This window comes from Pseudoalteromonas sp. UBA2102 (assembly GCF_002331165.1).
GTDB classification, from domain to species: domain Bacteria; phylum Pseudomonadota; class Gammaproteobacteria; order Enterobacterales; family Alteromonadaceae; genus Pseudoalteromonas; species Pseudoalteromonas atlantica.
Window position 1 is genome coordinate 13,420 of record NZ_DCYU01000033.1, and the last position, 14,817, is coordinate 28,236.

The window sequence follows — 14,817 nt, forward strand, 5'->3', positions numbered from 1 at the left end:
TGATGGCTTTATTCATTCACATTGAATATTAAATCAAAGCCTTAAAGTTCGTTAAAAGGCGGGTGGTTGACTTGTTTATTGAGAGTCTATATGTATTGATTATGGTGATAATTTAAATTTATCAATACGTGGTTTGAAGCGTTTTTAGTTATTTAATAACAAATAGTTACGGTTTGATTTCGGCTTTATTTTAACGGCTTTTAAATAAGCGTGTAAATAACGCTTGAGCAATAAGTGAGCGCATTACGCGTTATTTGCAAATAGGCCGATAATTTTAGTTTTTGCATAACTAATCAAAACCACATGAATAAAACACACAAGTATAGGATTTATTATGAGCACACAATTTGACGCGTTTAAACGTAAAGTAGAGCACTGTTTATGTGCACCTGGCGATGGTGTATTTACAGTTAATACCGCGAAAGAGCGTAAAGCGGCATTACGTAATAAATTGTATGGGCAAAGCGAAAATGTTGATGTTTTGTGGCGTGATTCTTTAACACAATTACCCGAATCTCCTCACAAAGCAGTTATGTTAGGTATTAGCTCAGATTGTGGCGGCGGTATTTTACGTGGGGCAAACTGGGGGCCATTATTCTTACGCTCAGCCTTGATTGATCAGCAAACCCAGTGCCGCTCTTTCGACTTAGGTGATGTGCGTGTTATACCGCATTTATTACATGATAAATACTTAAACGACGCCACAATTTCAAACTGCCAAAAAGCCCTATACGGCGATAAAAACGATGATTACTACGTAAGCCCGCTTTCTATTACCGAAGATGTGTGTGACAGCTTTTACGCCACATTTAAAGATAAAGGCATATTTGGTATTGGGGGCGATCACTCAATTAGCTACCCGCTAACTAAAGCGTATTTAAAAGCTAAGCGCGAGCAAGGCAAACGTACCGCTATTATTCATTTTGATGCGCATACCGATTTATTAGTAGAGCGCTTAGGCATCGATTTATGTTTTGGCTCCTGGTGTACGCATATATTAGAGTTTTTACCTGCACCGCATCATTTAATCCAGTTTGGTATTCGCTCAAGCGGTAAACCTAAATCGCACTGGGAAAGCACCTTTGGTGTAAAACAACATTGGGCTAATGAAATTATAGAACGTGGTGCAAAAGCGGTTGCAGATGAAACCATTGCGCAGCTTAAAGCCGATAACGTAGATGAAGTATATGTAAGCTTTGACATAGATGCACTCGATGCCGAATTTGCCTCAGCAACGGGCACACCAGAAGATAACGGCTTAACCCCGCAACATGCACTGGATATTTTACAAGCTATTGCCGATGAGTTTCCAATTACTGGCGCCGACATGATGGAAATAGCGCCATTTACCGACAGCTCATTAGTAGGCCAAGCAAGTTCAGAAACAACATTACGTGAAGGCGCTAAAATTTCAGCGTTCTTAATTAGTGCAATGAATAAATAGCAAGTTAGTCTTTAAAAAATCTAGTCCTATCAGCGTATAGGGCTAGGTTAAAAACTAGCGGTTCGGTTACCCTCGGCTATAGTTGGTGTATATCTGTTTTAGTTTTGAGGCGAAGCTAAATGAAGCTGTACTTATTTTTGTTGTGTTTTGCATGCATAAGGCTTAATGCAGCTGAAATTACAATAGTGACCGAAGTATTCCCCGACTTTCAATACATTGACGAAAACAACCAACTTGCAGGGCGCTCTGTAGATAAAGTGAGAAACGCGCTCGCCAATACAGATATTAAATACACTATGTTAGCGCACAGTTGGGCTGTGTCTTATAACGCAGTATTAAGAGATACGAATACCTGTATATTTTCTATTGTAAGGTTACCTAAGCGAGAAGATAAGTTTAGCTGGGTGGCTGAGCTTGAAAGTTTTGACTCTGCTATTTATGCCCTTAAATCACGTAACATTCGCTTAAAAACGCTTAACGACGCTAAAAAATATAAAACAGCGGTGCTTAGGGATAATTTTAGCCACCATTATTTGCTAGAACGTGGCTTTAGTGAAGCTAACAACTTATTGATAATTGATAGCTTAGACAAAATAGATAAATTAATAAGCACACGGCACGATATTCTCGACTTTGTTATTTTAAGTAAAAAACAATTTAACTACCGCGCACAGTTTGAGCCAAAGCTTAAATTATTAGAGCCTATATTTACGCTCAATACACAACACTCCCCCCTTTACTTTGCCTGTAATAAAAACATGCCGCAAAGCCTACAAGATAGACTTTCGCTGGCATTCGATGAAGCAAAAAAGCAAAATAAACAACGCTAATTCAATGGCTTATTAATTAATCCTGTAAAAGCATAAATATAAATTGCCGCGTTTAAAAAAGCGTCTATAATCAGCTGCTTTTTATTGAAAAAGCGCTAACTTTTTGGAGCGTTAAATGGGTGATTTAATCGGGATTAGCTTATTGATCTTGATCAGTGCGTTGTTTGCCATGTCGGAAATTGCTATTGCAGCGTCGCGTAAAATTAAACTGCGGGTAATGGCCGATGAAGGCAGTGATAACGCGGCCGCGGTATTAAAACTGCAAGAAAACCCTGGGGCGTTTTTTGCGATGATCCAAATTGCCCTAAACGCGATTGCTATTTTAGGCGGAATAGTGGGCGAACAAGCGCTATCGCCTTATGTACAAAGTATCTTGGTGCTTTTTTATCAAGGTGTACACCTTGAAAAAATTAGTTTTTTATTTTCGTTTTTTACCATTACCTCGCTGTTTATATTATTTGCTGATTTAATGCCAAAGCGTTTAGCGATGATTATGCCTGAAGCGGTGGCTGTGCGTGTGGTAACAATAATGCGATGGGTTACTTTTGCACTTACGCCATTAGTAATGTTTTTTAATGGTTTAACTAATTTTGTACTGCGTTTATTTAAAGTACCCGCAGAGCGGGAAGATATTGTTACCACCGAAGACATTGTGGCGATGATGGATGCGGGCGCAGAATACGGCAGCTTACAACAACAAGAGTATGAGCTAATTGGCAATGTGTTTGAACTAGAAGCACGCTTTTTATCAAGCGTAATGACCCCACGCGACCAAATAGTTTATTTTGACTTAAATGAAAGCAGTCACGATATAGCCACCAAAATTATTGAAAACCCCCATAATCATTTTTTAGTGGTCTCGGGTAATTTAGATAAATTACGCGGCTCTGTTGAGTCAAAAGATATACTACGACAAGTACTAAAAGGTGAGCCAGCTAATATTAAGCAAGAGCTGATTGAAACAGACGTGTTTTATTTACCTGAAACCCTAAGCCTGTCTGAAGCGCTAAATGCGTTTAAAAGTGCTGCAAAACCGTTTGCTGTGGTAGTAAATGAATATGCCTTGTTAGTCGGTATTGTTACCGTAAAAGATTTAATGAAAGGGTTTATGGGAGATTTAATTACCCACCAAGGCGATGAACTTATTATTGCCCGCGATGAGCACTCATGGTTAGTGGATGGCTTAACCCCGATTTCTGATTTAGCAAAAGTATTAGACATCGAAGAGTTTCCAGATCAAATGCACTTTGAAACCGTGGCTGGCTTTTTAATATACACAATGAAGCGTATACCTAAACGTGCTGAGCACTTTACCTTTAATGGCTTTAAATTTGAGGTGGTTGATGTTGAGGGGATAAGGGTGGAGCAATTATTAGTGTCTCGTATAAGTAAATAGTTATAAATTTGTATTAAAGCCAAGCTTAGCTTGGCTTTTTTGTTGCAGGTTAATAAATAACGCACCGCAATAAAGTTTATTTTTCATACTTGTCCGTTTTATTTTTCATCAAATTAACACCCTCTACAACCTATGGCGTAGTTTAATTTTGCAACTGTAAGTTAGTGTAAATTTGCACCCGTTTTAATTTATTCTCGTTTAGATTTACTTTAGAATGATCGTTCACTCTAGACATAAATAGACTAAAAGGTATTTAACATGCAGCGTTCTCGCATCGCTTTATTTGTATTAACAGCCCTCGTTGGATCTGTTGCTTTAACAGGTTGCGACCAAGCAGCTGACTCGCAACAAGCTTCAGCTCCACAAGCAGTACCTGTTGGTGTAATTACATTAAAAAGCCAAGCGCTTACACTAAAAAAGGAGCTTCCCGGTCGCATTAGTGCTTTTCAAATTGCGGAAATCCGCCCGCAAGTAAGTGGCATTGTGCAATCGCGTTTATTTAAAGAAGGTGCTCAAGTTAAGCAAGGCCAAGCGCTTTATCAAATTGACCCCGCTACGTTTGAAGCTGACCTAGCAGCAAGCGAAGCAGCTGTGGCCCGCGCTGAGGCAAGTATTGCCAGCACTAAATCAAAAGCGTCGCGTTATAGCGAGCTTTTAAAAATTAAAGCCGTAAGTCAGCAAGACTTTGACGAAGCAGATGCAGCGCAAAAGCAAGCGCAAGCAGAGCTATTAACGGCAAAAGCACAGCTTAAATCGGCGCAAATTAACCTAGATTACAGCCATGTATCTTCTCCAATCAGTGGCCAAATTAGTAAATCGAGCGTTACTGTTGGTGCGCTTGTTAGCGCTAATCAAACAACAGCACTGGCAACAGTGACCCAGCTTGACCCTATTTATGTTGATTTAACCCAATCTAGCAACGAGCTAACTCAACTTAAAAAAGCTATTTCTTCAGGTTCATTGAGCGTTGATTCACAATCGCAAACAGATGTTGAACTGCAAATGGAAGATGGCTCAACTTACCCACTTAAAGGCACGTTACAGTTCTCTGAAGTGACAGTAGACCCAAGCACAGGGTCGGTTACCTTACGCGCTAAATTCCCAAATCCTGATAAGTTATTATTACCGGGTATGTATGCACGTGCCTCAGTGGTTGAGGGCGTAAAACAAGACGCTATTTTAGTGCCGCAACGTGGGGTTAGCCGTAATACAAAAGGCGAGCCAACAGCCATGGTTGTTAGCAAAGAAAACACCGTTGAAAGCCGCGTTTTAAAAGTAGACAGAACGATTGGTTCAAACTGGTTAGTAACCGACGGGCTAAGCGATGGCGATAAAGTGATTATTGAAGGATTACAAAAAATTCGCCCTGGAGCGCCGGTAACACCGACTGAAGTTTCACCATCAGCAACAGCTGACAAAGCGCAATAACGGAGAGTTTTAATGTCACGATTTTTTATCGACAGACCCATCTTCGCATGGGTACTTGCTATCGTGGTTATGCTTGCAGGTGTTTTAGCTATTCAAAGTTTACCAATAGCTCAGTACCCGTCAATTGCCCCGCCGGCAATTAGTATTACTGCAACATACCCGGGCGCATCAGCACGTACCCTAGAGGATACGGTTACCCAAGTTATTGAGCAAAAAATGAAAGGCCTTGATGGTTTGCTATATATGTCATCGACTTCTGAGTCGAGTGGTTCAGCAACCCTTACGCTTTCATTTAGCGCCGAAACTGACCCGGATATTGCACAGGTACAAGTGCAAAACAAGTTAGCCACAGCCACCCCTTTGCTACCTGAAGAAGTGCAAAGGCAAGGTGTATCGGTGGCTAAGTCTGCACGTAACTTTTTAATGGTACTGGGTTTTGTATCAAAAGATGGCAGCATGACGAATATCGATATTGGTGATTATGTGTCATCTAATGTTCAAGATATTGTTTCGCGTGTTGAAGGGGTAGGTGAGGTTCAGCTGTTTGGTTCTCAGTATGCTATGCGTATTTGGTTAGACCCAGCTAAGCTGCAAAACTACAAGTTAACCCCTGCTGATATTAGTGCATCAATCAGTGCTCAAAACGCCCAAGTGTCTGCTGGACAATTAGGCGGCATGCCTGCGGTTGAAGGTCAGCAACTTAATGCTACCGTTACTGCACAAAGCCGTTTACAAACAGCAAAAGAGTTTGAAGACATTATAGTTAAGGCAAACGCCGATGGCTCGTTTGTACGCCTTGAAGATGTAGCCCGTGTAGAGCTTGGTGGTGAAAGCTATCGTGTTGTAGCGCGTTACGATGGACAACCAGCATCGGGCTTAGGTATTAAGCTTGCCAGTGGGGCAAATGCACTCGATACCGCAGAAGGTGTAAAAGCTGCTATTGAAGAGTTAAAAGCGTTTTTTCCTGAAGGCTTAGATGTTGTTGTTCCTTATGATACTACTCCGTTTGTTTCGTTATCGATTGAAAAAGTAGTGCATACATTGATAGAAGCAGTTGTGCTGGTATTTGTTGTTATGTATCTGTTTTTACAAAACTTCCGCGCTACGCTTATTCCAACTATAGCTGTACCTGTGGTGTTGTTAGGTACTTTTGGTATTTTGTACGCGTTTGGCTATTCAATAAATACATTAACCATGTTTGCGATGGTACTTGCCATAGGTCTACTGGTTGATGATGCGATTGTTGTAGTAGAAAACGTTGAGCGTGTAATGAGTGAAGAAAAACTCTCTGCGCTTGAAGCAACACGTAAATCGATGGATGAAATTAAAGGCGCGCTAGTGGGTATTGCCATGGTGCTGTCGGCTGTATTTATTCCGATGGCGTTCTTTAGTGGGTCTACCGGTGTTATTTATCGTCAGTTTTCTATTACGCTGGTATCAGCAATGGGGCTATCGGTATTAGTAGCACTTATTTTAACACCTGCATTGTGTGCCACGCTTTTAAAGCCTAGCCACGTGCATGATAATAGCTCGATGTTTGGCCGTTTTTTCAGTGGTTTTAACCGCGGGTTTGATAAAACAAATGCCGGCGCGCAAAGTTTTGTAAGCCGTATGATCCGCTTATCTAAGCGCTACCTTTTATGTTATGGCCTTATTGTTGCGGGCATGGTGTATATCTTTTCAAGCCTACCTACAGCGTTTTTACCTGATGAAGACCAAGGTATTTTGTTTAACCAGGTTTCACTGCCTGCAGGCTCAACTACCGAAGAAACATTAGAAGTGGTTAAAAAAGTAGAAAACCACTATTTAAACGATCAATCTGAAGCTGTTAACGGTATTTTTACGGTAACCGGATTTAGCTTTGCAGGTTCTGGTCAAAACTCAGCAATAGGGTTTGTAAACTTTAAGCATTGGGATGAGCGCGAACGTGATGATTTATCTGTGCAAGGTGTGGCAGGTAAAGCAATGGGCTATTTCTCAACGATTAAAGAAGCGTTTGTGTTTGCTTTCCCGCCGCCAGCCATTGTTGAGCTAGGTACTGCAAATGGTTTTAATATTTTCTTACAAGACAGGGTTGGACTTGGCCACGATGCTTTATTAGCAGCGCGTAATCAATTACTTGGTTTAGCGAGTCAAAGCCCAATTTTGGCGGGTGTACGCCCTAACGGACAAGAAGATATGCCCGAGCTGCAACTTGATGTTGACCTTGCTAAAGCACAAGCACTGGGTGTGTCTCAGGCTGATATTAACAGCACGCTATCAACTGCGTGGGGTAGTAGTTACGTTAATGACTTTATTGACCGTGGCCGCGTTAAAAAGGTCTACCTACAAGGTGAAGCGCAAGGACGTATGGTGCCAGAGGATTTAAACAAGTGGTATGTACGTAATGACAGCGGCGATATGGTGCCATTTTCAGCCTTTGCAAGTTCGTATTGGACCTATGGTTCACCACGTCTTGAGCGTTATAACGGCTTTTCAGCAATGGAAATTCAAGGTACTGCTGCACCAGGTTACAGTACTGGCCAAGCAATGGATGAAATGGAGCGCTTAGTTAAACAACTTCCTAATGGAATTGCCTCTGAGTGGACGGGTATTTCGTTTCAAGAGCGCTCTAGCAGTGGCCAAGCCCCGTTACTTTACGGTTTATCGCTATTGTTTGTATTTTTATGTTTAGCAGCGCTTTATGAAAGCTGGTCCGTACCGTTTGCGGTTATGCTTATTGTGCCATTAGGTATATTTGGTGCGACAGTTGCCGCGGTAATGGCAGGTTTATCTAATGATATTTACCTTCAGGTAGGTTTATTAACCACCATAGGATTAGCCTCTAAAAATGCAATATTAATCGTAGAATTTGCGATTCATAAAATGCAAGAAGGCCTAGGGTTAGTCGATGCGGCTATTGCAGCAGTACGCTTACGCTTACGTCCAATATTAATGACCTCAATGGCCTTTATTTGTGGTGTTATACCGCTTGCTATTGCCTCAAGTGCCGGTTCAGGTGCGCAAAATGCACTGGGTATTTCGATTATAGGTGGTACGCTTGCCTCTTCTATTTTAGTGGTGGTATTTGTGCCGTTATTCTTTGTTTTAGTTCGTCGTGTATTTCCAATGAAAAACACTGACGATAAAAAGGAGAGCGCACAATGAGCATTAAACGCTTCACTTTAAGCGCAATTACATTAGTTGTTTTAAGTGGCTGCCAACTAGCCCCTGAGCAAAAAGAGCTTGGTTTACCAGTGCCAGATACTTATGTATCTGACACTGAGCAAGCAGCAGCGCAGCAGTTACATTGGCAGCAATTTTTTAATGATGAAAAATTGCAAACCTTGATTAGCTTAAGCCTTGAGCATAATAAAGATATGCAAATAGCAGTATTAAATGTGCAGCGTGTACGCGGTTTATACCAAATTGAAGATTCGGGTTTATACCCTTCATTAGATTTTGATGGTGGGGCTACGCGCCAACGTTTACCGGCTGATTTAACCAGTACGGGTGAAGCAGGTATTAGCTCACAGTACAGCGCAACGGTTGGTATTACCTCTTATGAATTAGATATTTGGGGTAAGGTACGTAACCAGTCTGAGCAAGCCCTGCAAAACCTCTATAACACTGAGCTTACGCAATACAGCACGCAAATTTCACTCATTGCTGAGCTTGCTAATGCTTGGTTAAACTACGCAACTGACTTACAGCTATTAGAGCTTGCTAAAGAAACATTAAGCTCGCAGCAGGAGTCGCTCTCGCTTACGCAAAAAAGCTTTGATTTAGGCGCTACATCGGCAATTACGCTTGAGCAGCTTAAAAGTACGGTTGCCACTGCAAAAGTAGATATAGCAACATATAAACGCTTGTTAAAACGTGATAAAAGCGCGTTAGATTTACTGGTAGGGCGCCCTGTATCGAGTGATTTATTACCGACTAACTCGTTAACTAATTTACTGGATTTACCAGAAGTACCTGTTGGTTTACCCTCTGATTTATTAACGCAGCGCCCTGATATTAAAGCCGCTGAGCACGCTTTATTAGCCGCTAACGCGAATATTGGTATAGCGCGTGCGGCGTTTTACCCAAGCATTAGCTTAACCGCGACTGCGGGCAGTACGTCTAGCGATTTAAGTGGCTTGTTTGATTCAGGCTCAGGGACGTGGAGCTTTGTACCGTCAATCAACTTACCAATTTTTACTATGGGACGTAACCAGGCAAACCTTGATGTGGCTAAGGCCGATCAAGAAATTGCGGTGGCGACGTACCAGCAAAAAATTCAAAATGCGTTTCGTGAAACTGCCGATGCATTAGCAGATAGAGAAGGCTACAAAGAGCAACTTGATGCCCTCGATATGTTAATTAGTTCGCGTCAGCTAACGTACGATTTATCAAAAATGCGTTACGAAAAAGGCGCTGATAGCTACCTACAGGTACTTGATGCACAGCGTACGTGGTACTCGGCTCAACAGCAGTTAATAACAGGTCAGCAGGCTTACCTTGCCAGCCAAATTAATTTGTATAAAGCATTAGGTGGCGGCTGGAATATAGCTAAAACACCTGTGCAAGAGCAGTAAAATGAAAGGTGTTGTTAAGTTAAGCTATGCAATGAGCTTACGCTGTATTAAGTATGCGCTTAATACCGGAGTAGGGTTATGAGCACGAAAGCTAAAAGGCATACAGACCCAGCATTAGCACAAGCTAGGCGAGAGCAGGTGCTTAGTGCTGCCTCAGAGTGTTTTAAACGCAAGGGATATCATGGCGCAGGCATGGCCGAAATATCCCGTACGGCAGGCATGAGCGCTGGGCATATATATAACTACTTTGAAAGCAAAGAGGCAATAATTGAAAGTATTATTGCTAAAGACATGGAAGAAATGTTTTCTATCTTTCAGGAATTTGAAGATCACCCTGGTGATGTTCTGCAAGCGCTTATAGATGGCTTAAACATTGGTGTACAAAGGCATATGGATACCGGTGCCTGTGTGGTTGATTTAGACATGATGGCGGAAGCGGGTCGCAATAGTAAAGTGGCCTCGCTTTTACGAGATATGGATATTCAAGCGCGGGGGCGCATGCGTCAATTGCTCACCAGTGAACGTAGTGCACTTAAAGACACTGATGAACACGAACTTGAAAGCCGCATTAACGTTATTTTTTCGATGATGGCGGGGTTACTGCTTCGTAAGATGCTCTACCCTGAGCTCACCGAAGAAACGGTGTTAATCGCGCTTAGGCCTGCGATGAAAACCTTGCTAATGCCGTTTGATAAAACAAAGTAATAGAAAACTAAAAAGCGAGTCAAAAGGCTCGCTTTTTTAATGCTAAATACGCTCTACGCACCACAATAGTGCCATTGCAGCGATAGCAAGGGAGCCAATTGGCATCACCCATTTTATGTAAATAGGTTTATTGCGCATGGTTAGTAACACCGGCAGTGCAATACACAGTATACTCAGCTGCCCAAGCTCTACACCTAAGTTAAACGCTAAAATGCTGAGCAATTGATAATCGCTCGAGAGCCCAAGCTCACCAAGTACACTGGCAAAGCCCATTCCATGTAACAAACCAAACGCAAAAGTAAGCCAGCCAAGGCGTAATATAACCGGCCATACATTGTTTAAAGCCGCAAATAATACCGAGATTGCAATACCTAGCTCTACCCAGCGGCTACTTGGCGAAACAAGATTAAGAGCCGTAGCAGTAAGGGTAAGTGAATGCGCAAGGGTAAACGCAGTCACGATCCACGCAGTGTGCTTAATAATGTGCTTTTTACTTACTATTGCCTGCCAGTGACTTTCAGTGCGTGTTAAAACACAGGTTAAAAGTAGTGCGATTAAAAATAAAATATGGTCAATGCCAATCCAAATATGTAACACGCCTTGATAAACATATTGGTTAAAGGTCGTTAAATAACTCGATTGCTCAGTGGTAAAAGTGTGTTGTTGCTCATCTATAGTGAAAACCCGCGAAACCTGATTTACATTTACAATAACTTTGTGGTTTGCGTCTTGGTTAAAAAAAGCGCGGTACGTTAACGTTACATCTGCATCAGTGTTACAGCTAAAAACTAGCGGTAACACTAAATATGCTTCATTAAAATGATTATCTAATTGGTAGTTATCGGTGATTGTTAATGGGCAAGTTTGCTCATTTTGTAAAACCGATAGAGTATTTTTGGCATAGCGATTAATAGCCGTCTTTTGTGATTTTAATTCGCCCCAGCTTATTTGTGTGTCTTGGTTAACATCAAGCGCAACTTGTTGTTCTAAATCGCTAATATTTATTTGCCAGGTGCCTGTGTATTGCTTTTCGTTGTTTGTATTATCCAGTGAAATGTAGCTTGTGCTCAACTGATGTGCTTGCACGCTAAAGTTGGCAAATAGCGCAACTATAAATAAAACAAATAACGCGTTTATTTTACTCATAAAGAATCCCTAACCATCGTATTTGCTTGGCTTAGTAAATGTTTATCTGTACTCATTTTTGCTTGCTGCCAATTTATATTTGCCCAGTATTGTGCCTTGGCTTGGTTTGCTTGTACATGAATATAGTAGTTAGCTAAGTCGTTGGCATGGAAGGTATCTTGGCGTTGTTCACGTAATTTTACGCGCTGTTGCATGAGCGGTTGCCACACCGTATTAGTGTGCTTATTACTGCGTTTTTCAGCTATGGCTAACTTGAGCAAAATAGCGTCTTCGAGCGATGAGTGGCTATTGGCAAGTTTACCGAGTGTATTAAGCACTTTTTCAGGGTTGTTTTGCTGCAGTTGAATATCGGCCCACAGCACAATAAGGCTTACCGGGGCTGTGTTTAAATCAATATTATTTATATGCTGCTGCGCACGGGTGAATTTATTGAGTCTAAATGCCATTTCGCTGAGCACATGTTTTGTCGCTAAGCTGCTGTTTTTGTTTTGCGTAAGCTTAACTAACGCATGATAACTTTCACTCAGTTTGCCCTGTTGGCTTTGTACATCCAGCACACACGTGCTGGCCGTTAATAGGCTGGTGTTACCAATTAATGCCACGCAATGGCGCTTAGCTTGTTCAAATTTGCCTTGTGTCATCAACATATTAGCTAGTAATAAATGGGTGTTTACATGATCTGGCTGGGTTTTTAATACGTTATTAGCAACGTCTATGGCACGCGAAAACGCATGCTCCTTTTGAAGTACCCGTGCATATAAATAACCGCTTTGTGCAGTTGCAGAAGCGGTATATAGGTTTTTTAAGCGTTTTTTTAATACACCTTGATAGCGCTCTGTTTGGCCTATGTATTGGCTATTTAGCACCAGCGCAGTGAGTTGCTCAAGGGTTAAATTAGCACTTAATGTTGCATTGCTTGAGGCAATAATTGCGTTATCTTTTGGGGTAATTGGTTTTGCAAGCACGTTATTTACACACAGTGCAGCGCAAAAAACAAAGAGCATTTTTTTATAATGACTGCGCATTGTTTTATCCTCTTAAAAAAGCCATCCATGGCCATCAGCTTAATTTACTTACTGAGTTAGTTACCAGAAGCGCCCGATGAAATACCGCTTACGTCTGTGTCTGTATTGATAAAGACACGTCCGTTGGTAGATAGCGGTTGCGCAGTGGGGCTTTGATTAAATGCATCGCTTGCAAATTGTGCAAAGTCCACTTGCAGTGCTTCAATGGTTATATTTACCGCTGCAGTCACTTGCTGGTTAACACCGTCTGATACACCAAACATAAAGCTGTCGCTACCGGTTGCTTCTTTGTTTGGGGTATAGGTAAAGCTGCCATCGCTATTTACTACAGCGTTACCTAATGTCGGCTGCGAAGTTAATGTGTATGTTAATGTATCGCCATCAGCATCGGTGGCCACTAACATGTCGTTAATTTCAACTTCTGTTTGTGTAATTAACATTGCATCGCTAGCACTGGGCGCAGAATTTACAACCGGTGTGGGTTGTTTGTTATCATCATCACTGCTACACGCGCCTAGTGCCAAAGCGCATAACAATATACTGCTATGGGTAAGGTTTAAATTACGCATACGTTACTCCTTATTTAGAGCCTGCAAGTGGGGTGGCTAAGTATGGGAAAGTGGCATCCATCATGCTTGCATCAACTGGAGCACCATCAGTGAATGGCACTGTACCTACATCAGCATCCTCTGGTGTACATAGACCTAAGTCGGTGTCTTCACCATTTACAGGAATAGGATGACATAAACGCCCCATTACCACGCGAAGTGCAATATCAACGACATCGTCACCTGGACGGCGCCCGTTTGGAAAACCTGCTAAATCATCACCGGCTACACCAAATGCAGACTGATCAGTTTGTGCTGTGGCTGCAATTGCAGTATTTAAACGTAGCATTTCTGATGGCGTTACGGTGGCTTGTTGGTTTACCCCTGCAAAACCAGTTAAAAATGCGGTGATTAAATCAGTACGTGGAAAGTTAGTTGGAGCAAGAGTTTCTAAATTAGCGCCAAGTGTGGTATTTACTGCATCTTTAAATAAAATATTTAACAGCTCTGGTAAAGACGGGTGCGAAACGTAATCTAAAAACTGTGCATCGTCTTTAGGATGAGCCGTTGAGAAGGTATCTTTGTCTTTAATACCAATAACTAGCTCATTAACTAATGGATTACCTAAGCGTGAAACCTGCGTTAATGCACCGCCATTTACCGCGTTATCTGCAAATTTAGCGTTAGGGTTTAAAATGCGTGCTTGAGGTAGGCTCGCTGTTGTCCATGAACCAATTACGCCGTTGCCTTCACCTACAATACAGCTTTTAGGCATTTCAACTGCAATTGAGGTAACGTTTTTATCTACGAGGTCGTCATTCTCACTGCTTTGTGTAATCCCCCCAGGGAAACCACCGCCATCTCCAGCACCAGGCGCACTATCACCTTCAACGGGAACGTAATTTACTAAATCGAATGTTTTACCTAAGTTAACGACAAATGGGTCTTTGCGCTGACCAACAAATACTTTGGCCATACTGTCACAGCCTGGTACCGAAACTTGATAAACAAACTGATCTGCATAGGTTTGGTAATCAGCCATTGAACCAAATGTTTTGTCACCAATATAATCAAGCGGTTTATTAAACGTGGTTGAACTGGTGGTGGTATTACTTAATGCTGTACTGGTACCCGTGCGTTGTGGACCGCTTATCATGCTGAGTGTGTATGACTCGCTAAAATTAGCGGCGCTATCATCACCTGCTGCTACACCACCAACGTTTTTAAGAGGTACAGATACAGTACGCTGATTATCTTCTGGGCCAACGGTTAATTGCACGCCTTGATTATCGTTTGGCAGCATACTGGTAAAATTAAAAGCAAAGGTAATATCCTCAACTGCATCACCGTCGTTATCAATATGAATACTGTAGGTTGCATCTGGGTCCATAGCAAAGTAGTTAGGGCCGCCGTAGGCATCTTGTAGAGGAATATAGTTGGCAATAAATGTAACGTAGTCGTCTCTGCCTGCTTCATAACTATTAAATACGTAAAAGTCGGTAGAGTCTAAGGTTGGAAAGCGGCTAATGTTCGGCGCTTCACGGTGACTTGATGCCTCGCTAGAGGTGCTTACTAAGGTACTGCATACTAGTACTGCGAGTATAGATGGAGTTAAAGCTTTCATGACTTTTTCCTTTAGTTTTGATTGGAGTCATAACTAATAACGAAACAAAAAGCACAATGGATGCAAAAAAGTTAAATATTTTTTATTATTGTTAATAAAGGGGTATTTAACG

Annotated in this window: 11 protein-coding genes; 7 read left to right on the top strand and 4 right to left on the bottom strand. The window is 41.7% G+C overall.

Annotated features, from left to right (window positions below; genetic code table 11):
• Window positions 1-334: 334 nt before the first annotated feature.
• The 7 genes from B2R65_RS03845 to B2R65_RS03875 all read left to right on the top strand — a co-directional run bounded on the left by B2R65_RS03845 (window position 335) and on the right by B2R65_RS03875 (window position 10,362).
• On the top strand, window positions 335-1,444 hold the full coding sequence (locus B2R65_RS03845; protein WP_024031934.1) for an arginase family protein: 1,110 nt from the start codon (window positions 335-337) through the stop codon (window positions 1,442-1,444).
• Between the two features lie 119 nt (window positions 1,445-1,563).
• Window positions 1,564-2,274 (top strand): substrate-binding periplasmic protein, encoded by a 711-nt coding sequence (locus tag B2R65_RS03850; RefSeq protein ID WP_286741251.1) that lies wholly within the window; start codon window positions 1,564-1,566, stop codon window positions 2,272-2,274.
• Window positions 2,275-2,389: 115 nt separating this feature from the next.
• On the top strand, window positions 2,390-3,670 hold the full coding sequence (gene paeA, locus B2R65_RS03855) for a polyamine export protein PaeA (RefSeq protein WP_138684675.1): 1,281 nt from the start codon (window positions 2,390-2,392) through the stop codon (window positions 3,668-3,670).
• A 258-nt stretch (window positions 3,671-3,928) separates the two neighbouring features.
• On the top strand, window positions 3,929-5,098 hold the full coding sequence (locus B2R65_RS03860; protein ID WP_054981828.1) for an efflux RND transporter periplasmic adaptor subunit: 1,170 nt from the start codon (window positions 3,929-3,931) through the stop codon (window positions 5,096-5,098).
• Between the two features lie 12 nt (window positions 5,099-5,110).
• Window positions 5,111-8,245, top strand: coding sequence for an efflux RND transporter permease subunit (locus tag B2R65_RS03865; RefSeq protein ID WP_054981829.1), 3,135 nt, complete (start codon window positions 5,111-5,113; stop codon window positions 8,243-8,245).
• Window positions 8,242-9,657 carry an efflux transporter outer membrane subunit gene (locus B2R65_RS03870; protein WP_286741252.1) on the top strand — a complete coding sequence of 472 codons (1,416 nt, stop codon included), beginning with the start codon at window positions 8,242-8,244 and terminating at the stop codon, window positions 9,655-9,657. The genes B2R65_RS03865 and B2R65_RS03870 overlap by 4 nt, the downstream gene beginning before the upstream one ends.
• A gap of 78 nt (window positions 9,658-9,735) precedes the next feature.
• Complete coding sequence (locus B2R65_RS03875; protein ID WP_154945473.1) at window positions 9,736-10,362, top strand: TetR/AcrR family transcriptional regulator; 627 nt, start codon at window positions 9,736-9,738, stop codon at window positions 10,360-10,362.
• A gap of 42 nt (window positions 10,363-10,404) precedes the next feature.
• Here the strand turns inward: B2R65_RS03875 and B2R65_RS03880 are convergent, their stop codons facing one another.
• Genes B2R65_RS03880 through B2R65_RS03895 form a run of 4 tightly spaced genes read right to left on the bottom strand, consistent with a single transcriptional unit; the run spans window position 10,405 to window position 14,705 of the window.
• Window positions 10,405-11,508 (bottom strand): HupE/UreJ family protein, encoded by a 1,104-nt coding sequence (locus B2R65_RS03880; protein WP_286741255.1) that lies wholly within the window; start codon window positions 11,506-11,508, stop codon window positions 10,405-10,407.
• A complete protein-coding gene (locus B2R65_RS03885; protein ID WP_273586288.1) occupies window positions 11,505-12,533 on the bottom strand; it encodes a tetratricopeptide repeat protein in 1,029 nt (342 codons plus the stop codon). The genes B2R65_RS03880 and B2R65_RS03885 overlap by 4 nt, the downstream gene beginning before the upstream one ends.
• Window positions 12,534-12,589: 56 nt before the next feature.
• Entirely contained in the window at window positions 12,590-13,102 is a 513-nt protein-coding gene (locus tag B2R65_RS03890) for an Ig-like domain-containing protein (RefSeq protein WP_273607996.1), read from the bottom strand.
• Window positions 13,103-13,112: 10 nt separating this feature from the next.
• Window positions 13,113-14,705 carry a DUF4331 domain-containing protein gene (locus B2R65_RS03895; protein ID WP_273607995.1) on the bottom strand — a complete coding sequence of 531 codons (1,593 nt, stop codon included), beginning with the start codon at window positions 14,703-14,705 and terminating at the stop codon, window positions 13,113-13,115.
• Window positions 14,706-14,817: the final 112 nt, after the last annotated feature.